We start from the raw sequence: 18,902 nt of genomic DNA on the forward strand, positions 1-18,902 counted from the left end.
CCTCGCTCACCGATGGTCAGTCCGCCTGGCCGGCGGCACGTCGCTGAAGCCATTCCGCGCGCTCACCGGTCCGCGGGTAGCGCTCCAGCTCCTGTGCGAAGAACTCGGCGGGCGGGACGTGATCCCAAACGGGTTCGTTGTCCCAGTTGTACTCGGCCGAGTACCCGCCAGGGTGCACGAGGTGATAGCGGATCGAACTCCACGCGCCTTCGCCCGGCTTCGCCATGCTGTCGCGCAGTTCCACGAAGAAGTCCGCGACGCCCTCAGGCGGTGTCCACGGGGTGCCGGTGCCCATCACGGTCAGGACCTGCGCGGAGATTTCGTAGTAGTCACCGACGGAACGGAAGATGATGAACAGCTGCTCCCAGTCCGCGGGTACGGAGTGCACCATCCAAGTGGTGAAGTCCTTGAACAGCTCGTTCGCCTGTGCCGCGCTCGTGGGCACAACGGGCATCGGCATCAGTTCTGCTCCTTCTCTTCCGCCGCCGCGAGCTTCGCGTCGAGCCAGCCCGGGATGTGCTCGGGATCCCTGGGGAACTTCTTCAGGTCTTCGACGTAGTGTCCCGGTTCCATCGGCGGCGTGAGGACCGGTTCGTAGTCGTTGTTGTAGTTGAAGAAGATCTGCCCCGGCGGGTTCAGCGAAATGCGTGCCGAGAACCAGGTTCCGCGGCCGGGCTCGTACAGCAGCGTGCGCAGCTTCGCGAGGATCACGTTGAGCTCGGTGGGCGGCGCGATCTCCGGACGGGAGCCGTCGTCCATGATCACGGTCAGGCCGAGATCCTGTACGGGCACGGTCATCGAGCTGACCAGGTCGATGCGCCGCCAGCCTTCCTCCGGAACGAGGTTCAGCAGCGCGATGCCGATCTGCTGGATCAGGTCCTCGTGACTCTCACCCCCGGAAGTCATCGGGCCAGAGTGGGTTGTTGTGGTCATTGGGGAAACTCCTGACGATTACCGAGATCCGGCCTTCGGCGTCCGGGCCGTAAGCCCGGTATTGGCGGGTGTGCGCGTCGTCGATACCGGCATCCCGAAGTTCGAACGTGTCCTCGTTCTCCAACCTACCCGCGAGGCCGGTGTCGTCCCGATCCCGCTCCATCCGGTACCAGCTGTCGTCCGGGTCGTAGGTCTCCTTGAGCTCCTTGGCGCCCGCGTTGCTGTTGTCCACACGGCCTTGCGAGCCTTGGTTGATCGCCTCGCCGGAGCCGCCGACGGACGTGCCGCGGTGGTGGCCGCCGTCGTCGATGTTCTTCCCGGACGCGTCCTTGCCGCCCATACCGCCGACCTGGCTCTGCGCCGAGCCGTCACGCCGGATGTTGCTGGAGCCACCCGGGTCCGGGGGAGCCGACGTCACCACGGTGTTGCCTCGCGCGTCCGTCCGGTGGACTTCGCCGGGCGACTGCCTGCCCAGCGGGTTGCCGTCGGCGTCGTGCATTTCCAGGCCGTGGTCGACTCGGACCACCGCGTTCGGCGGCGGGTTGTTCATATCCGCGTTGAACGGCTGCCCGGTGTGCATATGGGTGATCTTGCCGTCCGGCCCGGTCTGGAACGACCCGTACGGCAGGCCGTCCTTGTCCACCACGTGGATCCGGGTGTTGGGCGGCAGATCGTCACGGCCCGCGATCGGATCCTTGTGCGCGAGCTTGTCGCTGATCGCCTTTTGCTGGGCGTCGGACATCGAGCTCGGATCACCGTCGGTGAACCCGCGCGGGTCCTTGTTCTGGTGGGCGACCGCGTTCTCGCTCTTGGGCGGAACCTGGTGCGAGTAGGTGACTTCGCGGTCGGGCGCGGGCCACGAATCCTGGACGTTCTTGGCGTTCCTGGTTCCGTAGTGACCGTCCTGGGTGACGTCCGCGTCCCTCGGCGCGGCCGCGACCTCCGGGTTGGTCCTGGCTCGCTGGCCGCTGGTGGTGTCGACGTGGCTGATGTGCCCGGTCCCGTCGGTGTGGAACTCGCCCCGCGGATGGCCGAACTCGTCGGTCGGCCGGTGCACGCTGTTCGGCGCCAGCGTCGGCCTGTCGTTCTCGTCGAGCCTGGGGTTCCCGTTTTCGTCGGTGTGCTGGCGGTTGAACGCCTCGTCCTGCTTGACCGCGTTCGGGTGATCGACAGGGGTCCCCGTCGGCTGCGGCGGGTGGTAGCCCTGGCCGTGTTCCGGCCGCCCGTCGGGTCCGACGTGGTACTCCTGGTGGAGCGGGCCGCGGTCGACCCGGTAGTTGCTGTCGGGCAGCGGATCCCGCAGCTCCGGGTTGTTCGCTCCCTCGTGGGTGTCGACCCACTTGACCTTGCCGTGCTCGTCGGTCTGGAAACTGCCGCGGGAGTTCCCGTCCGCGTCCGTGACGTGGTAGCGGGTGTTCGCGTCCAGATCGCTCCGGTGGCTGAACGCGTCGTCCGCACCCGGCGCCCGCGGGTCGTCCGCCTCGATCCGCACCTGGTCACGGGGCTTCGGCGGGGACTCGATGTCACCGATCCTCGTGACGTCCCGGGTGCCTTGCGGGGTCTTCACATCGGTGTGCGTCACCGTCCGGACATTGCCGTCCGCGTCGGTCGGGAAGGTGTCGTGCCGATGACCGACCTGCACGCGGTAGTCGGAGTTCGGCGCCGGGCGCATGATCTCCGGGTTACCGGGGCCGTGCAGCCTGTTCGGCGCGACGGCGTCGACGTGCGTCACGTTGCGGTTCGCGTCGGTGTAGACCCGGCTGCGCACGTTGCCGTCCGCGTCGGTGACGTCGTACCGCGTGTCCGGGTCGAGCCTGCGCGGAGGCGTCGTCGGGTCGAAGAACGACTGATCGTCGCGTAGCTGGACGGGACGGGCGGGCGGCGTGAAATCGGGCTCGTCCCAGCGTCCTTCGATCTGGTGCTGGGGGTTGAGATCGTCGCCCTGACCGCGATCGCGGGCGCTGTCGGCGTCCACGTCCTGCTTGTCCGCGTGCGAGGTGTCCGGGGTGAAGCCGTCGTCGCTCGCCCGGCGGGCGGTGCCGTCGGGGCTGTGGACGTCCCATTCACCGTTCGGCGGGATCCGGGGCCGGGTGCGGCCGTCGGGGCCGATCTCGTAGTCGGACGAGAAGACGCGCCCGTTCGAGTCGGTCCACGCCGGCTTGCTCGGCGCCATCACCTCGGTGTCGAGTTCGCGCGACAGACGGCGCGCGAAGTCGTTCGAGCCGGCGTCGCAGCCGATCAGCCGGATCGGGCGGCCGTCGTAGTCCCCGTTGCGCCGCAGGATGTCCGCGAACTCTTCCGGGGTGTAGGTGCGGTTGCCGATCCGGGCGTGCCCGTCCGGGGTGACGTGGACGTCGACCGTGTAGCGGCCGTCCGGATCCGGCTGGACCCGGTGCGGGAGGTCGCCCATGTCGGGATCCCCGCGGTGGTAGGAGCTACCCGCGGGGGTGCCTTCGGAATGCCGCTGGTTGACCTCGTCGGGCGTCAGCGGACGATCCGGCTCGGCGTCGGGGCCGCGGTCGTGCGGTGAACCGTCGGGGTGGCCGTTCGGGTCCTGGCGCGGGCCGTGTCCGTCGGGGCCGTGACCGTCCGGCGAATGCGGCGGCCCGGAATGGCCGCCGGGTCCGCGGCCGCCCGGTCCGGTGTTGCCGGGACCGGTGCCTCCGGGCCGGGTGCCGGGGCCGTGCGTTCCGGGCGTGCCGGTGTGCGGCTGGGCGCCGGGGCCGAAGTCGTTGCCACGGGCGACGGGCTGCGGCTGGTTCGGCCGTCCGCCGGGGCCGGTCTGGCCCGGACCGCGGCTGGGGCCGGTGTGGGTGTCGGGAGTGCGCGGGGCGTGCGTGTCCGGGGTGCGCGGCGAACCGGGCGTGCCCGTCCAGCCGCCACCCTGCGGCCTGCCGCCGGGCGAACCCGGGGTGCCGCCGGGAGCGCCACCCGGCGCGCCTTGGGGCGGCATGCCGCCTGCCATCGGCTGACCCTGCGGCGGGACACCGGGCGAACCGTCGCCACCGGTACCGCCACGCTGCGAAGGCACGTGTGACGGGCCTGCGTCGCCGAGACGTGGTGCCGTGGGCGCGGTACCGCTGGTCGTCGTGCCGCTGTCGGTCGGCCGGGTGGGACTGCCGCCGTCACCGGCGTTACCGCCGCCGTGCTGGCCGGGCGACGGATCGGAACGAGGCGTGGGTGAACCGCCGCCCTCGCCGCCGTGCGTCCGGGGCGAGCCGCCGCCGTCGCCGGTGTGGCCGGGAGAGCCGCCGGTGTCGGCACGGGTGTTCGGCGCGTCGGGTGTGTGGCTGGGTGAGCCGCCGGTGTCGGCGCGGGTGTTCGGCGCGTCGGGTGTGTGGCTGGGTGAGCCGCCGGTGTCGGCGCGGGTGTTCGGCGCGTCGGGTGTGTGGCTGGGTGAGCCGCCGCTGTCGGCGCGCGTGTGGGGTGCGGGGGAGCCGCTGTCCGGCGTGTTGCTCGGTGAGCCGCCACTGTCGGCGCGGGTGTGAGGAGTGGCGTCGGGTGTGTTGCTTGGCGAACCGCCGGTGTCCGTGCGGGTGTGGGGCGCGGGTGTGTTGCTCGGTGAGCCGCCACTGTCGGCGCGGGTGTGAGGAGTGGCGTCGGGTGTGTTGCTTGGCGAACCGCCGGTGTCCGCACGGCTCGGGGAGCCGTTGTCGGGTGTGCGGTTCGGGGTGCCGGAATCGCCGGGAGATCCGTTGTCGGAGCGGGCGGCGTTGGGAGAGCCCCCGTCCGGCGTGCCGCCGGAGTTGCCGTCCGAAGTGGACGGTCCATCGCCCGCGCGGCCGGGAGAGCCGCCGTCCGAGCGGGAGGAGCCGCCACTGTCCCTTGTGGACGGTGAACCGCCGCCGTCGCCGGCTCGCGTGGTGTTCGACGGGCTGTCGCCGCCGGAATCACCAGAGCGACCCGAGTCGCCGGAAGAACCGGAGTCGCCGGAAGAACCGGAGTTACCGGAAGAACCGGAGTCACCGTCGGAGCCGTTCGAACCGTTGGAGCCGTCGCCCGAACCGTTGGAGCCGTCGCCGGAGCCGCTGCCGGATCCATCGCCGTCCGGGCCGTCGCCGGAGCCCGTGCCACCGCCGGATCCGCCGGACCCACCACCGCTGCCGCCACGCTGGACGAAGCCGCCCGGCTTGATGTTCCTGGTGTTGATCACGTCCAGGCCGGTGACCTTGCCCGCGATCTTGCCGAAGATCTTGATGATCTTCTCGAAGACGTCTGCCAGCTTGCCCAGCAGCGGCGAGACCCGCCGCATGGCGTCGCAGAGTTCCTTGAGCTTGTCGGCGATCTTCGCGGCCCACCCGGCGATGGCGGTGACGGCCTGCGCGACCACCACGGGCGTGCCGAAGCCGAGGGAGAACACCGTCTCCAAGACCCACGCGATGAGTTTGCCGACCGCGTCCGCGATGAGCTGGCGGATGAATTCGCGGACGAACGCGACGATCTCGCCGAAGATCATCACCACGGTGCTGATCGCGCCCGCGACCGTCGCCGCGCCGCTGATCGCCTCCGCCTGTTCCGCGGCCTGCTTGCGGTACTGGTCGGCCGCGTCGCCGGTCCAGCCCGAAGTCCCGTTCTTGACCGCGTTCGAGAACTCGACCTGGGTGTCTTCCAGCTTCTTGGCGACGTTGCCCCAGGTCTCCGAATACGACTGGATGACCGGCGGATCGCCCGCCACGGCGTCCAGCATGTCCTTCAGCGGCTGCATGTGTTCCATCAGGAACGACGCCACCGACGACATCAGGTAGCCGAACGGGTCGATCGCGGCGCTGGCGATCTCGCCCGCGAGGCTCAGGACGCCGAGCCCGCCGCCGATCCAGTCACCGTTCGAGATGCCGTTGAAGGCGTCCATGGCCGACTCGGCGACACCGATGCCCGCCGCGTAGCCGTACTCGCTGTTCCCGGCCGTCAGCGGTCCGGGACCGTCGCCATCCGTCGGCGCCTTCGCGACGAGCGGGTTTCCCTCGGGCATCAGTCAGGCACCTGCGCGTTCTTGAACTCGGCGGCGAAGTTTTCGTCCTGCGTCTGGTAGGCGTTGGAAGCGGACCGCACGTTGTTCGCCACCGTCGTCGCGGCCTCGACGGCCTTGTTCAGCGCGTTGATGCCGAACTCCTCGACCGGGTCGAGCATCATCCGGAACGGCTGGCAGATGATCCCGTACGCGTCCGTCGGCATGCTCACCTGTTGCGCGGCGTCGACCGCCGTGCGCAGCCCGTCGGCGATGCCGTCGATCTGCTTGGCGTGCGCGTCGAGGTCGGCACCGAGCTCATAACCCTTGCCTGCCATGGTTTCTCCCCTCTACCAGGCCGGATGAACGTCTACGAAAGGATGCTGCCGCCGAATTCGTCGTCATCGTCGTCCTGCGTGCGGCGGCGGCGCGGGATCGGTTTCGGCTGAGGTGGATTCTGGGGCGGATTCGCCTGCGCGGGCGGCGGCGGGGGCTCTTCCTCTTCCGGGCCGAAGCGGTGGTGCCGCTCGGGCTCGGGCGGGGCGATGTCGTCCTCCGGAGGAGCCTCCGGGAAGGTGCTCTGCGCTTCCGCGATCACCCGGCTCGCGGTCTCGTCGGTGGTTCCGACGGTCTCGGCCATCGCCGCCTGCAGCAGTTCCGGGATGCGGGACTGCGCGAGCTGGACGAGGCGCATGACCTGAGACGAGACCTCCGCCATCCGTTTGCCGCTCGCGGCTTCGGCGATGACGAGGTTCGTGAGCAGCCCCTTCGAGTCGATCGTGACCTCGATGGTGTTGTCCTTCGACCGCTCCGTCACGGTCTGGCCCTGCATGCGGGCGGCCATCGCCTGATAGCGCGCGGCGGTCTCCTGGATCTGCTTCGTCCAGTTGTCCACCATTCGTTCGCTGGCGTCGACGTTGTCCGGCATCGGGACCCTTCCAAAAGCTGCATGCTGACGTCTTCACACTGACGGTCCGAAGACGCCACCGGTTCCGGTGTGCGCAAAGTTTCGTCGAACAGCCTAGTGCTCATCCGGTGTACCACTCCGGGACGACAAAGTCGGCCCCGTCACGCAGCGAAAGGGCCCTTCGCCGCACAAAGTGCGATGAAGAGCCCTTTCACGCCCTGCGAACTGCCGGGGTCAGAGGTTGCCGCGGCGCTGCGCCGATGGCGCCTCGCCGTTAGAGATTGCCTCGGCGCTCCTGCTCACGCTCGATGGCCTCGAACAGGGCCTTGAAGTTGCCCTTGCCGAAACCGAGCGAACCGTGCCGCTCGATGAGCTCGTAGAACACCGTCGGGCGGTCGCCGATCGGCTTGGTGAAGATCTGCAGCAGGTAGCCGTCCTCGTCGCGGTCGACCAGGATGCGGTGCTCCTTGAGCTTCTCGATCGGCACCCGGACCTCGCCGATCCGGGCGCGCAGCTCCGGGTCGTCGTAGTAGGAGTCCGGGGTGTCGAGGAACTCGACGCCCGCCGCGCGCATCGCCTTCACCGTCGCGACGATGTCGTTGGTGGCCAGCGCGATGTGCTGGCAGCCGGCGCCGCCGTAGAACTCGAGGTACTCGTCGATCTGCGACTTCTTCTTCGCGATCGCCGGCTCGTTGAGCGGGAACTTGACGCGGTGGTTGCCGTTGGAGACCACCTTGCTCATCAGCGCCGAGTACTCGGTCGCGATGTCGTCGCCGACGAACTCCGCCATGTTCACGAAGCCCATGACGCGGTGGTACCAGTCGACCCAGTAGTCCATCTTGCCGAGTTCGACGTTGCCGACGCAGTGGTCGACGGCCTGGAACAGCCGCTTCGGCGCGCCTTCGGGGCGGACGACGCTGCTCTCGCGCGGCTCGTAACCGGGCAGGTACACGCCGGTGTACTTCGACCGGTCGACCAGCGTGTGGCGGGTCTCGCCATAGGTCGCGATCGCGGCGACGCGCACGGTGCCGTGCTCGTCGGAGACGTCGTGCGGCTCTTCGAGGACGGTGGCGCCCTGCGAGCGGGCGTGCTCGATGCACCGGTCGACGTCGGCGACCTCGAGCGCGAGGTCGATCACGCCGTCGCCGTGGCGGCGGTGGTGGTCGAGCAGCGGGGAGTCGGGCTTGACGCCGCCGGTGATCACGAAGCGCGCCGAACCGGACTTCAGCACGAACGACTTGCGCTCGAAGTTCCCGGTCTCGGGGCCGGAGTACGCGACGAGCCGCATGCCGAACGCGACCTGGTAGAACCACGCGGTCTGCGTGGCGTTGCCCGCGATGAACACCACCGCGTCCATCGACTTCACCGGGAAGGGGTCGGTCGAAGAGTCGTGGTCGACGAGGCCGACGAGCTGACGCAGCTGGTCGTAGCTCACGTCGTCAAGAGCACCCTGGGGTTCCACTGTGTGCGTCATGCCATGAAGGATCCGAGCGCGTGACAAAATGTGCAATGGTCAAAGATTTCGCTGTGCACTATGACCAGTGATGGCTGCGCGAGCGCGGTCAAAGTGGACAACCTGTGTAGGAAGTAGGCCCGATGTCGGAAGCACTCGACGCGCTGGACGCGCGGCTGCTGCTGTTGCTCACCGATTCGCCCCGGCTCGGGGTGCTCGAATGCGCCCGCCGTCTCGGCGTCGCGCGGGGCACGGTGCAGGCCCGGCTGGACCGGCTGACCGAACGCGGGATCCTCGGCGGGTTCCCGCCCGAACTCGACCTCGCGGCGATGGGATACGGCCTCACCGCGTTCGCCGTCCTGGAGATCGCGCAGGGCCGCCGGGCCGAGGTCGCGGAGGCGCTGTCCGCGATCGACGAGGTGTGCGAGGTCTACGCGACGACCGGTCAGGGCGACCTCTTCGTGCGGATGGTGGCGCGCAACAACGACGACCTGCAGCGGGTGGTGGACGAGGTGGTCGGCGCGCCGTACGTGCGGCGGACGTCGACGTCGATCGCGTTGTCGACGCCGGTTCCGCCGCGCGTACGGCCGCTGCTGGAACGGCTGGCGCGGAGCTAGCCCATCTGGCCGAGGTACCGCTTCGCCGACCGCTGGACCGCCTCGTGCCCGTCGGCGCGGATGATCGCGTCCCACCAGGCGCCGTAGATCGCCTCGAACTCGTACGGTTCGAGCATTTCGGCGGCGCGGCGGACGACCTCCGGGCGTTCCGGGATCAGATTCGGGTAGCTGTACATCATGCCGACGAAGCGTCGGTCCGGGATGACCTGCAGGATGTCGCCCGAGAGCAGCGCCCCGCGGCCGTTCTCCCCGTCGGGCCAGTGCAGCACGGTCCCGCCGTCGAAATGCACGCCGAGATTGATCAGCCGCAGGTCGGGGGCGACATCGAGGGTCGCGCCACTCCACAGCTTGATCGCCGGATCCGGCCTGCCGATCCACTGCCGGTCGCCTTCGTGCAGGTACACGGGCACGTCGAAGGCGTGGGCCCACTCGACCATGGTGGTGTAGTAGTGCGGATGGCTGATCGCGATGCCGGTGAGCCCGCCGAGTTCGCGGACCTCGGCGACCAGCTCGTCGTCGAGGTAACCCGCGCAGTCCCACAGGAAGTTGCCGGATTCGGCCTTGACCAGCAGCGCGCGCTCGCCGATCGCGAAGTTCGGGGTGGACCCGACTCCGATGAGGCCGGGTCCCTGCTCCTCGACACGCGCTCGGTACGTCCCGCTCGCGCGGACGGTGTTCAGATCGGTCCACCGCTGTCCGGCCTGCGGGACGTACTGACGTTCGTCGTCGCAGATCGGGCAGTCGGACCGGGGTTCCGCGTACTGCATGCCGCAGGCGACGCAGATCGGTAGCTCGCTCATCGTTTCCCTCCAGATTTCTCCGGAAGTCACGCTAACGGCTCGTATGCGCGCCCGGCCATATCGGGCCGGGCGCGCAGTGTTCATTGTCGCGCGCCGACGAAAACTCGCCGAAGAGGTGCCGGTTCGCAGGCGACTCGCACTGTGTGCGGAGGACGCCCCTTCATCGAGTTTCCGGGGCCTTCGGCCGCGAAGCGGCGCGAGGAGTGCTCATTTGGCGGTGTACGGCACGGCCTTGACGAGCGTCACCTTCTGGATGCTGCCGTTGGGCAGCTCGTACTCGCGGGTCTCGCCCTCTTTGGCGCCGAGCAGCGCCTTGCCGAGGGGGGACTCCGGCGAGTAGACGTCCAGGCCACCCTCGGTGCCCTCTTCGCGGGTCGCCAAGAGGAAGTTCTCGTCCTGGTCGTCACCGTCGTAGCGCACGGTGAGGACCTTGCCCGGTCCCGCGCTGCCGTCATTGGCGGGCGGCTCGCCCACCTTGGCCGAACGGAGGAGCTCCTGGAGGTGGCGGATGCGGGCCTCGTGCTGGCCCTGCTCTTCGCGGGCGGCGTGGTAACCGCCGTTCTCCTTGAGGTCGCCCTCTTCCCGGCTGTCGTTGATCTTCGCAGCGATGACCGGGCGGAGCTCGATGTAGTGGTCGAGTTCCTGCTTGAGCCTGTCGTAGGCATCCTGGGTCAGCCAGGTCACCTTTGTGTCGCTCACGGTCACCATCTCCTAGTAGGGCCTGCCAGGCTTGGGTGTACAAGCCGGCCACCGGGCCGGCATGGCGCGCCGGCCTGGCTGAGATAAAGGAAAAACACGGCCCGTCTTGGGCCGTGCCGGTAGATCAGAGTAACACGGCGCGAGGCATCGCCGCCGGTCGAATTCGGTCGCGCCTCGGCGTTGGGCGCCCGTTTCACCCCGTTGGCCGCTATGGCCTTGACAGGTACCGTGGTACGTCGTATGAGCATCCGAAGATATCAGCCGTGACCGGCTTTCCGATGCTCTTGATGGTGGTAGTCACCCTGCTGTTCTTCGAACCAGGCTGAATCAGGACCTCTTTACGTCCGCTCTCCGCCCCGGCCTTGTCACGGACGCGGACGACGCACACCCCTGGACGATTCACGTCGTCCCTGGTCACGTTGATGGTGATCTCCATCGCGTCGCCCGGCTTCTCCTCGAACAAGACGCGTTCGCCCTCGATGGGCGCGCTGCCGAAGTTCGCGTACGCGACATAGGCGATACCGCCGCTGACCAGCAGTGCGATCACCACGAACACCAGGCGCCGCCAGCCGGCGGGCTTCGCGGCACGGGGTTTGCCGTACCGGCCTTCCGGCACGTCCATCCGGGTGCTTTCCGCGGTGGGAGCGTCCTGTCCCGTGCTCAACCCGGGCCTCCCGGTCGGTGTCGTCGTGCTCGCAGGGACAATAGGGGTCGTATGCGAGTGGTCCCCTCGAGTATCCGCGCCCGGCAGGGCGGGCCGTCAGGCAGGGTCGCAGGGGAATAGGGAACGAGAAGGGGACGTTCGGAGCATGGTGCTAGCCAATGAACCGCCGAAGTCACGCCTCCGCCTGATGGCGGTGCACGCGCACCCCGACGACGAGTCGAGCAAGGGCGCGGCCACCATGGCCAGGTACGCCGCCGAAGGGCACGAGGTCATGGTCGTGACCTGCACCGGCGGCGAAGCGGGCAGTGTGCTGAACCCGGCCATGGACCGTCCCGAAGTAGTGGCCAACATGACCGAGGTCCGCCGCGAGGAGATGGCCCGCGCGGCCAAGATCCTCGGGGTGAGCCACGCCTGGCTCGGCTTCGTCGACTCGGGCCTGCCCGAGGGCGACCCGCTGCCCCCGGTCCCGGAGGGCTCGTTCGCGGTCATCCCGCTCGAGGAGTCCACCGGTGCCCTGGTGAAGGTCATCCGCGAGTTCCGTCCGCACGTGATCGTCACCTACGACGAGAACGGCGGGTACCCGCACCCCGACCACATCCGCACGCACGAGATCTCGGTCGCGGCCTTCGACGCGGCGGGCGAGGCCGAGCGCTACCCGGACGCGGGCGAGCCGTGGCAGCCGATGAAGCTGTACTACGTGCACGGGTTCTCGCGCGCCAGGATGACCGTGTTCCACGAGGCCCTGCTCGCCCGCGGCCTGGAGTCGCCGTACGAGGAGTGGCTCAAGTCGTGGGACCCGGAGAAGGCCGACGTCATGGAGCGGGTGACCACCCGCGTCGAATGCGGCGACTACTTCGAGCAGCGTGACGACGCACTGAAGGCGCACGCCACCCAGATCGACCCGAACAGCCGCTGGTTCGCCGTCCCGCGCGATCTGCAGCGCGAGGTCTGGCCGACCGAGGAGTACGAGCTGGTCCGCTCACTGGTGGACAGCACCCTGCCGGAGGACGATCTGTTCGCCGGCTTGAAGGAGGGCTGATGAGTTTCGTGGTGCCGGCGTTCGCCGTCGTTCCGGTGACGGTGTCGTCGCAGTTCCTGGCACAGCAGCCCGGCAACGGCGACAACGGCGGCCAAGGTGAGGACTTCGGCAAGTCGTCGCCGGTGGGGTTCCTGATCCTGATCCTGTTCTTGATCGCCGTCGCGTTGCTGGTGCGGTCGATGACCAAGCACTTGAAGCGGCTTCCGGAGAGCTTCGACGAGCCTGCGGCCCCTTCTTCTTCGGAGGCGCCGGCCGAGGAGGCTCCCGAGGCTTCGAAGGCTGACTCCGAGCCGGTCGCCAAGACGGAGAAGCCGACCGCCAAGTCCGACTGAGCGCTGCAATGAAGGGGCCTTTCATAGCAAATTTTGCTATGAAAGGCCCCTTCATTGCATTCCCGAAGCGCGTCAAAGGCGTGGGTCGACCGGATCCGACTCCAGCGCCAGCACCGCGAACACGCACTCGTGCACCCGCCACAGCGGTTCCGCGCGTGCCAGCCGCTCCAGCGCCTCCAGCCCCAGCGCGTACTCGCGCAGCGCCAGCGCCCGCTTCCGGTTCAGCCCGCGTTTGCGGAGCCGCGTGAGGTTCTCCGGCAGCGTGTAGTCGGGCCCGTAGATGATCCGCAGGTACTCCCGCCCGCGCACCTTCACTCCCGGTTGCACAAGCCCACGCGCGCCGCGGGTCAGGTTCGCCGCCGGTTTGACGACCATGCCCTCGCCGCCCGCGCCGGTCAGGTCCAGCCACCAGTCGACGCCGCGTGCCACCGACGCCGGGTCGGTGGTGTCGACGGGCAGGATCCGCGTGCGGGTGAACAGGTCGCCGGTGAGCCGGTCCAGCAGCGAAAGGTGCCACTCGTGCGGCCGGTCGTGGTACGCGTGCCCTTCCGAAGCCAGCACCTGGAACGGTGCCAGCCGGACGCCGTCGAGGCCGTCGGTCGGCCAGCAGTAACGCCGGTACGCCTGCCGGTACGCGTCCACAGTGGACTCGCGGACCCGGGTCCGTTCCATCAGTTCCGCCACATCGACCCCGCGAGCCGCGGCGGCGTCCAGTGAAGCGACGGCGGCGGGCAGCACGGCCTGGGCCGCCGCACCCACGGCCGCGTACTGTCCCGAGATCAGCGAGCCCGCTTTCGCGCTCCACGGCAGCAGTTCCGTGTCGAGCAGCAGCCAGCCGGTGTCCAGCTCCTCGAACAGTTCCGACGACGCTTCCCGCACACCATCGAGCAGCCGCGCGTTCTGTTCCGGAGTGAAGAACGGCCGCCCGGTGCGGGTGTACACCGCGCCCGGCCCCTGGATCCCGAACCGCGCGGGAGCCACGTCGTCGTCACGGCACACGAGCACGACGGCACGCGAGCCCATGTGCTTCTCTTCGCACACGACATGATCGACACCTGCCGCGCGGAACTCGGCGAAGGCCTCCTCGGGGTGTTCGAGGTAGTCGTCCGTGGCGGACGTCGAACACGGCGCCATCGTCGGCGGCAGGTACGGCAGCCAGCGCGGGTCTACGGCGAAGCGGCTCATCACCTCGAGCGCCGCCGCAGACTGTTCGGCGGAGACCCCGACCCGGCCGTGGTGTCGTGTCTCGACGATCCGCTTCCCGGTGACGTCGCCCAGTTCCAGGACCGCGGGCTCACGTCCGCCCAGCGGCCGCGCGGGTTCGAGCGGACGTGACGGCTCGTACCAGACCTTCTTCGCCTTCACCGAGACGACTTCCCGCTCCGGGTAACGCAAAGCGGTCAGCTTGCCGCCGAAGACGCAGCCCGTGTCGAGACACATGGTCCCGTTGACCCATTCCGGCTCCAGCGTCGGCGTGTGTCCATAGAGGACCATCGCCTTGCCGCGGTAGTCACGCGCCCACGGCAGCCGCACCGGCAGACCGTACTCGTCGGTCTCGCCGGTGGTGTCGCCGTAGAGCGCCGTGCTCCGCACCCGGCCGGACGCGCGCCCGTGGAACTTCTCGGGCAGACCCGCGTGCGCGACGACGAGCTTGCCGCCATCGAGGACGTAGTGCGCGATGAGTCCTTCACAAAAGGCATGCGCCTTCGCGCGGAAGTCCTCGTCCTGCGCGGAAAGCTGCTCCAGCGACTCCGCGAGTCCGTGCGCCGTCCTGACCTTGCGCCCGTCGAGCGCGCGGACCAGTTTCTGTTCGTGATTCCCGCAAACGACCAGCGCGCTGCCTGCTTCGGCCATCGCCATCACGCGGCGCAGCACGCCGGGCGTGTCGGGTCCGCGGTCGACGAGGTCGCCGACGAAGACCGCGGTGCGGCCTTCGGGATGCACGCCGTCGACGTAACCCAGTTCGGTGAGCAGTTCCTCCAGTTCCTCGCGGCAGCCGTGGACGTCGCCGATGACGTCGAACGGCCCGGCCAGCTCACGCCGGTCGTTGCGCAGCGGCTCGACGACGATCTCCGCTTCGGCGACCTCGGCCTCGCTCCGCAGCACGTGCACGCGCCGGAAACCCTCGCGCTCCAACGACTTCAGCGAGCGGTGCAGCTCGCCGCGCTGGCGCCGGACGACGTGCTCGCCGAAGTCACGGTCGGGCCGGGATTCGTTGCGCTCCTGGCAGACCTTCACCGGCAGGTCGAGCACGATCGCCGTCGGCAGGACGTCGTACTCCTTGGCCAGCTTCAAGAGGCTCGCCCGGGAAGCACGCTGGACGTTCGTCGCGTCGATCACCGTGATCCGGCCCGCTTCGAGCCGCTTCGCCGCGACGTAGTGGAGCACGTCGAAAGCGGCGGCCGACGCGCTCTGGTCGTTCTCGTCGTCGGCCACCAGGCCGCGGAAGTAGTCGCTGGACAGCACCTGTGTCGGCGCGAAATGCGTCCGCGCGAAGGTCGACTTGCCGGAGCCGGAGGCCCCGACGAGCACGACGAGGGACATGTCGGGAATGGTCAGTTTCATGCCACGGCCTCCTTCCGAGACGTGAAGACCGCCATTTGGGTCGGCGGTCCTGATTCTTGGGACTCGGGTCCCACAGGGAGCAGGCGGACGTCGTAGCCGCGACGGGAGGCGACGCCGCCGGCCCACGAGCGGAACTGCTCGCGTGTCCACTCGAAACGGTGGTCGGCGTGCCGGAACCGGCCTTCTTCGAGGAATTCGAAGTGCCGGTTGTACTCGGCGTTCGGCGTCGTGACGAGTACGGTCCGCGGCGCGGCGACACCGAACACGGCGTGCTCCAGCGCGGGCAGGCGCTCCTCGTCGACGTGCTCGATCACCTCCATCAGCACGGCCGCGTCGTATCCGGCCAGCGACGGATCCGCGTAGGTCAGCGCGGACTGCTTCAGGATGATCCGCGTCTTGTCTTTCAGCCGCTTGTCGGCGATGTCGAGCGCGCTCGCGGACACGTCGACTCCGACGATCTCGGTGAACGACGGTTCCTTCTGGAGCACGCGCAACAGCGCGCCGCCGCCGCAGCCGAGGTCGAGCACCCGCCGCGCGCCCGCCGCCCGAAGAGCCGCGAGCACGCTTCCGTGCCGTTGGACGGCCAGCGGTTCGGGCCGGTCCGGTAGTTCGGTGACCCGCGCTTCGGCCTCGGCGGGCACGTCGTCCGCTTCCGCCAGCCGGGTGAGCGCGTACGAAACGATCGGACGCCGGCGTTCGAGGTAGCGGTTGGTGATCAGCTCCCGGTCCGGATGTCCCGCGAGCCACCCTTCGCCGACGCGCAGCAACTTGTCGGCCTCGTCCTGGCCGATCCAGTAGTGCTTGTCGCCGTCGAGAGCGGGCAGCAGGACGTACAGGTGCCGCAACGCGTCGACGACGCGCTGGGTCCCGGTCAGCCGGAGGCCGACGTAGCGGGAATCGCCCCACTGCGGGAACTCGGGATCGAGCGGGATGGCCTTGGCCTCGACCTGCCAGCCGAGGGGTTCGAACAGCTTGTGGACGACCTCCGCGCCGCCGCGCGCGGTCAGCGACGGCACGCGGATCTCCAGCGGGAACGCCTCGTCGACCAGTTCCGGCCGGTTCGCGCACCGCCCGGCCAGCGCCGTGGTGAAGACCGCCCGCAGCGCCACCGCCAGGTACGAGCCGCCCGCGTACGGCCGGTCGTTGACGTATTGGGTCAGCGACGTCCCGCCGCCGCGCACGAGCTCGACCGGGTCGATCTCGACCAGCAGGGCCACCGTGCAGCGCTGCTCGGCCGCCTCGGGGTAGAAGACGTGCGCCTTCCCGGCCGAGAGCGTGAACGACTGCGCCTTCTCCGGATGCTTGTGCAGGAGAAAGCCCAGGTCGGTGGCGGGGTTCCGGGTGGTCGTCATGGTCAGGAGCACCGGATGAGTGTCGCGCAGACGGCCGTTCGGCGCGCCCGCTTTTCCGCGTGCGACCCTGGTGACATGTCGAACCGCCTGAAGGCCGCGACCAGTCCGTACCTGCTGCAGCACGCCGAGAACCCGGTGGACTGGTGGCCCTGGGGTGAAGAGGCGCTGGCCGAGGCGAAACGGCGGAACGTGCCGATTCTCCTTTCGGTCGGCTACGCGGCCTGTCACTGGTGCCATGTCATGGCGCACGAGTCCTTCGAGGACGAAGCCACCGCGACGCTGATGAACGCGAACTTCGTCAACATCAAGGTGGACCGTGAGGAGCGGCCGGACATCGACTCGGTGTACATGGCGGCCACCCAGGCGATGACCGGTCAGGGCGGCTGGCCGATGACGTGCTTCCTGACCCCGGAGGGTGAACCGTTCCATTGCGGCACCTACTACCCGCCGTCGCCGCGGCCGGGGATGCCGTCGTTCCCGCAGCTGCTCGTCGCGGTCGCCGAAGCCTGGGGTGAGCGCCCGGACGAACTGCGTTCCGGCGCCCGGCAGATCATCGCCCACCTCACGGAGAAGAGCGGGCCGCTGCCGGAGTCCGTTGTGGACGGTGCGGCGCTGGAATCCGCGGTCGCTTCACTGCGCAAGGAATACGACGCCGCGAGCGGCGGGTTCGGCGGAGCGCCCAAGTTCCCGCCGACGATGGCGTTGAACTTCCTGCTCCGGCGCCACGAGCGCACCGGCTCCGATCTCTCCCCGGTCGAGTACACGGCGGAGGCGATGGCGCTCGGCGGGCTCAACGATCAGCTGGCGGGCGGGTTCGCACGGTACTCCGTCGACCCGCGCTGGGAAGTGCCGCACTTCGAGAAGATGCTGTACGACAACGGTTTGCTCCTGCGTTTCTACGCGCAGTTCCACGGCGTGACCGGGCTCGAGTACGCGCGGCGGACGGTCGAAGAGACCGCGGAGTTCCTGCTGCGCGACCTCGGGACGGCCGAAGGAGGCTTCGCCGCTTCGCTCGACGCGGACACCGACGGCGTCGAGGGCCTCACGTATGTCTGGACTCCCGCGCAACTCGCCGAAGTGCTCGGCGAGGAGGACGGCGCTTGGGCCGCCGAACTGTTCCAGGTGACCGAACGGGGCAACTTCGAGCACGGCGCGTCGACTCTGCGGCTGCGTGAGCCGCGTCCCGAGGACGCGGAACGGTACGAGCGGGTGCGGCGCACGCTGCTGACGGCGCGAAACGAGCGTCCTCAGCCCGCCCGCGACGACAAGGTCATCGCCGCGTGGAACGGGCTCGCGATCGGCGCGCTCGCCAAGGCGGGCTCGCGGCTGAACCATCCACAGTGGATCGACGCGGCGGCTCGTGCCGCGGCTTTCCTGATGGACGACCATTTCGTGGACGGGCGGCTGCGCCGGACCTCGCGCGACGGCGTCGTCGGCACGACGGCGGGCGTGCTGGAGGACTACGCGTGCCTCGCCGAGGGGCTGCTCGAACTCCACCAGGCGACCGGCGAGCCGCGCTGGCTGGCCGACGCGGTCACCTTGCTGGACCTCGCCTTGGCCCATTTCGGCGTCCCGGACTCGACGGGTGCCTACTACGACACGGCCGACGACGCGGAAGTGCTGGTGCAGCGGCCCTCCGACCCGACCGACAACGCGAGCCCGGCGGGGGCTTCGGCGCTGGCCAACGCGTTGCTGACGGCCTCCGTGCTGGCGGGGCACGACCAGGTGGGCCGCTACCGCGAGGCGGCCGAGCAGGCGCTGGCGCGCGCGGGACGGCTCGCCGCCCACGCGCCGCGGTTCGCCGGGCATTGGCTCACGGTCGCCGAAGCCGCGGCCGCCGGTCCGGTGCAGGTGGCCGTCGTCGGGCCGGATGCCGCCGCACGCAAGGATTTGCTGGCCGCGGCCGTCGCGTCGGCACCGGACGGCGCCGTCGTCGTGAGTGGTGTCCCGGACGCCGAGGGAGTGCCGCTGCTCGCCGACCGGCCGCTGGTGGGGGGCGCCGCCGCCGCGTACGTGTGCCGCGGCTATGTCTGCGAACGCCCGGTCACCACCGCCGAGGATCTGCGCGCTCAGCTCACCAATCCCACGCCATAGGGCCGAAGGCGCCGCCGCCCGTCTGCGGAGCCCCCGTCGGCTTGACCGCGACCTGCGGCGCCTTCGGTTTCGTCGTGGTGGACTTCGTCGGCTTCGGCGGCTTCGTGGAAGTCGGCGGCTTGGTAGTGGTGGTCGGCGGCGTTCCGATGATGGTGAAAGCGCGGGAGGTCTTCGTGCCGTCCGAACAGGTGAACGTCGCCGTGTACTTGCCCGGCGTCTTGCCTGCCTTGCCGTAGCCGGCGGCCTTCCCCCAGTTGCCGCCGATCGTCCACTGGAGCGGCGCCGAGAACCCCGGCGATGTCACCGGGGTCGCCGGTCCGCAGCCGCCCATCGCGGCCTTCGTCTCGGCGTAGAGCTCCCCGCCGGGTTCGACTTCGGTCGGATGCAAGAACCAGGACACGTCCTTGGCTTCCGCCGCCGCCGGTGCGACCACGGCGAGCTGGGCCGCTCCGAGCATGACAGCGCCGATCATGGCCTTTTTCAGCATGAGGTCCCCTTTTCC

The 18,902-nt window shown here is 69.3% G+C and carries 16 protein-coding genes; 4 read left to right on the top strand and 12 right to left on the bottom strand.

Annotated features, from left to right (window positions below; genetic code table 11):
* Nucleotides 1–16: 16 nt before the first annotated feature.
* The 6 genes from DL990_RS18300 to hppD form a co-directional block, all read right to left on the bottom strand.
* Entirely contained in the window at nucleotides 17–460 is a 444-nt protein-coding gene (locus DL990_RS18300) for a hypothetical protein (protein ID WP_125782649.1), read from the bottom strand.
* Entirely contained in the window at nucleotides 460–906 is a 447-nt protein-coding gene (locus DL990_RS18305) for a hypothetical protein (protein WP_125782651.1), read from the bottom strand. The genes DL990_RS18300 and DL990_RS18305 overlap by 1 nt, the downstream gene beginning before the upstream one ends.
* The gene (locus DL990_RS42305) at nucleotides 890–5,902 is read right to left on the bottom strand and encodes a hypothetical protein (protein ID WP_125799379.1); all 5,013 of its coding nucleotides are present in this window, start codon (nucleotides 5,900–5,902) and stop codon (nucleotides 890–892) included. The genes DL990_RS18305 and DL990_RS42305 overlap by 17 nt, the downstream gene beginning before the upstream one ends.
* Nucleotides 5,902–6,216: a type VII secretion target gene (locus tag DL990_RS18315; RefSeq protein WP_125782653.1), complete on the bottom strand. Its 315-nt coding sequence runs from the start codon at nucleotides 6,214–6,216 to the stop codon at nucleotides 5,902–5,904. Before DL990_RS18315 ends, DL990_RS42305 begins: the two co-directional genes overlap by 1 nt.
* A 32-nt stretch (nucleotides 6,217–6,248) precedes the next feature.
* A complete protein-coding gene (locus DL990_RS18320; protein ID WP_125799380.1) occupies nucleotides 6,249–6,806 on the bottom strand; it encodes a YbaB/EbfC family nucleoid-associated protein in 558 nt (185 codons plus the stop codon).
* A gap of 253 nt (nucleotides 6,807–7,059) precedes the next feature.
* The gene (gene hppD, locus DL990_RS18325; protein WP_125782657.1) at nucleotides 7,060–8,259 is read right to left on the bottom strand and encodes a 4-hydroxyphenylpyruvate dioxygenase; all 1,200 of its coding nucleotides are present in this window, start codon (nucleotides 8,257–8,259) and stop codon (nucleotides 7,060–7,062) included.
* Between the two features lie 122 nt (nucleotides 8,260–8,381).
* On the opposite strand from hppD, the gene DL990_RS18330 reads away from it, so the two are divergent.
* A complete protein-coding gene (locus DL990_RS18330) occupies nucleotides 8,382–8,855 on the top strand; it encodes an Lrp/AsnC family transcriptional regulator (protein ID WP_034305441.1) in 474 nt (157 codons plus the stop codon).
* On the opposite strand, the gene DL990_RS18335 is transcribed toward DL990_RS18330, so the two are convergent.
* The 3 genes from DL990_RS18335 to DL990_RS18345 form a co-directional block, all read right to left on the bottom strand.
* Nucleotides 8,852–9,655, bottom strand: a complete 804-nt coding sequence (locus DL990_RS18335; protein WP_125799381.1) for an MBL fold metallo-hydrolase — start codon at nucleotides 9,653–9,655, stop codon at nucleotides 8,852–8,854. The two genes, DL990_RS18330 and DL990_RS18335, sit on opposite strands and share 4 nt — an antisense overlap.
* A gap of 207 nt (nucleotides 9,656–9,862) precedes the next feature.
* Nucleotides 9,863–10,363 (bottom strand): transcription elongation factor GreA, encoded by a 501-nt coding sequence (gene greA, locus DL990_RS18340; protein WP_125789446.1) that lies wholly within the window; start codon nucleotides 10,361–10,363, stop codon nucleotides 9,863–9,865.
* A 199-nt stretch (nucleotides 10,364–10,562) separates the two neighbouring features.
* A complete protein-coding gene (locus DL990_RS18345) occupies nucleotides 10,563–11,018 on the bottom strand; it encodes a DUF4307 domain-containing protein (RefSeq protein ID WP_125799382.1) in 456 nt (151 codons plus the stop codon).
* 145 nt (nucleotides 11,019–11,163) lie between these two features.
* Between DL990_RS18345 and mca the strand changes: the two genes are divergently transcribed.
* The gene (gene mca / locus DL990_RS18350) at nucleotides 11,164–12,057 is read left to right on the top strand and encodes a mycothiol conjugate amidase Mca (RefSeq protein WP_125791875.1); all 894 of its coding nucleotides are present in this window, start codon (nucleotides 11,164–11,166) and stop codon (nucleotides 12,055–12,057) included.
* Nucleotides 12,057–12,389, top strand: a complete 333-nt coding sequence (locus DL990_RS18355; RefSeq protein ID WP_125789443.1) for a hypothetical protein — start codon at nucleotides 12,057–12,059, stop codon at nucleotides 12,387–12,389. Before mca ends, DL990_RS18355 begins: the two co-directional genes overlap by 1 nt.
* A 72-nt stretch (nucleotides 12,390–12,461) precedes the next feature.
* Here DL990_RS18355 and DL990_RS18360 read toward each other — a convergent pair whose 3' ends face one another.
* Nucleotides 12,462–14,954: a polynucleotide kinase-phosphatase gene (locus DL990_RS18360; RefSeq protein WP_125799383.1), complete on the bottom strand. Its 2,493-nt coding sequence runs from the start codon at nucleotides 14,952–14,954 to the stop codon at nucleotides 12,462–12,464.
* A complete protein-coding gene (locus DL990_RS18365; protein ID WP_125799384.1) occupies nucleotides 14,951–16,318 on the bottom strand; it encodes a 3' terminal RNA ribose 2'-O-methyltransferase Hen1 in 1,368 nt (455 codons plus the stop codon). Before DL990_RS18365 ends, DL990_RS18360 begins: the two co-directional genes overlap by 4 nt.
* A 63-nt stretch (nucleotides 16,319–16,381) precedes the next feature.
* Here DL990_RS18365 and DL990_RS18370 point away from each other — a divergent pair, with 63 nt between their 5' ends.
* Nucleotides 16,382–18,400, top strand: a complete 2,019-nt coding sequence (locus tag DL990_RS18370) for a thioredoxin domain-containing protein (RefSeq protein WP_125799385.1) — start codon at nucleotides 16,382–16,384, stop codon at nucleotides 18,398–18,400.
* Here the strand turns inward: DL990_RS18370 and DL990_RS18375 are convergent.
* Nucleotides 18,381–18,887: a hypothetical protein gene (locus DL990_RS18375; RefSeq protein WP_125799386.1), complete on the bottom strand. Its 507-nt coding sequence runs from the start codon at nucleotides 18,885–18,887 to the stop codon at nucleotides 18,381–18,383. The two genes, DL990_RS18370 and DL990_RS18375, sit on opposite strands and share 20 nt — an antisense overlap.
* Between the last annotated feature and the right edge of the window lie 15 nt (nucleotides 18,888–18,902).

The sequence above is a fragment of the Amycolatopsis sp. WAC 01416 genome (assembly GCF_003947485.1).
Taxonomy (GTDB): domain Bacteria; phylum Actinomycetota; class Actinomycetes; order Mycobacteriales; family Pseudonocardiaceae; genus Amycolatopsis.

What these genes read in the sequence shown, in the direction of transcription:
- DL990_RS18370 (WP_125799385.1), top strand. Translation starts at nt 16,382, where the DNA reads ATGTCGAACCGCCTGAAGGCCGCGACCAGTCCGTACCTGCTGCAGCAC.
- hppD (WP_125782657.1), bottom strand. Translation starts at nt 8,259, where the DNA reads ATGACGCACACAGTGGAACCCCAGGGTGCTCTTGACGACGTGAGCTAC.
- DL990_RS18355 (WP_125789443.1), top strand. Translation starts at nt 12,057, where the DNA reads ATGAGTTTCGTGGTGCCGGCGTTCGCCGTCGTTCCGGTGACGGTGTCG.
- DL990_RS18305 (WP_125782651.1), bottom strand. Translation starts at nt 906, where the DNA reads ATGACTTCCGGGGGTGAGAGTCACGAGGACCTGATCCAGCAGATCGGC.
- DL990_RS18300 (WP_125782649.1), bottom strand. Translation starts at nt 460, where the DNA reads ATGCCGATGCCCGTTGTGCCCACGAGCGCGGCACAGGCGAACGAGCTG.
- mca (WP_125791875.1), top strand. Translation starts at nt 11,164, where the DNA reads ATGGTGCTAGCCAATGAACCGCCGAAGTCACGCCTCCGCCTGATGGCG.
- DL990_RS18315 (WP_125782653.1), bottom strand. Translation starts at nt 6,216, where the DNA reads ATGGCAGGCAAGGGTTATGAGCTCGGTGCCGACCTCGACGCGCACGCC.
- DL990_RS18335 (WP_125799381.1), bottom strand. Translation starts at nt 9,655, where the DNA reads ATGAGCGAGCTACCGATCTGCGTCGCCTGCGGCATGCAGTACGCGGAA.
- DL990_RS18320 (WP_125799380.1), bottom strand. Translation starts at nt 6,806, where the DNA reads ATGCCGGACAACGTCGACGCCAGCGAACGAATGGTGGACAACTGGACG.
- DL990_RS18330 (WP_034305441.1), top strand. Translation starts at nt 8,382, where the DNA reads ATGTCGGAAGCACTCGACGCGCTGGACGCGCGGCTGCTGCTGTTGCTC.
- DL990_RS18360 (WP_125799383.1), bottom strand. Translation starts at nt 14,954, where the DNA reads ATGAAACTGACCATTCCCGACATGTCCCTCGTCGTGCTCGTCGGGGCC.
- DL990_RS18375 (WP_125799386.1), bottom strand. Translation starts at nt 18,887, where the DNA reads ATGCTGAAAAAGGCCATGATCGGCGCTGTCATGCTCGGAGCGGCCCAG.
- greA (WP_125789446.1), bottom strand. Translation starts at nt 10,363, where the DNA reads ATGGTGACCGTGAGCGACACAAAGGTGACCTGGCTGACCCAGGATGCC.
- DL990_RS42305 (WP_125799379.1), bottom strand. Translation starts at nt 5,902, where the DNA reads ATGCCCGAGGGAAACCCGCTCGTCGCGAAGGCGCCGACGGATGGCGAC.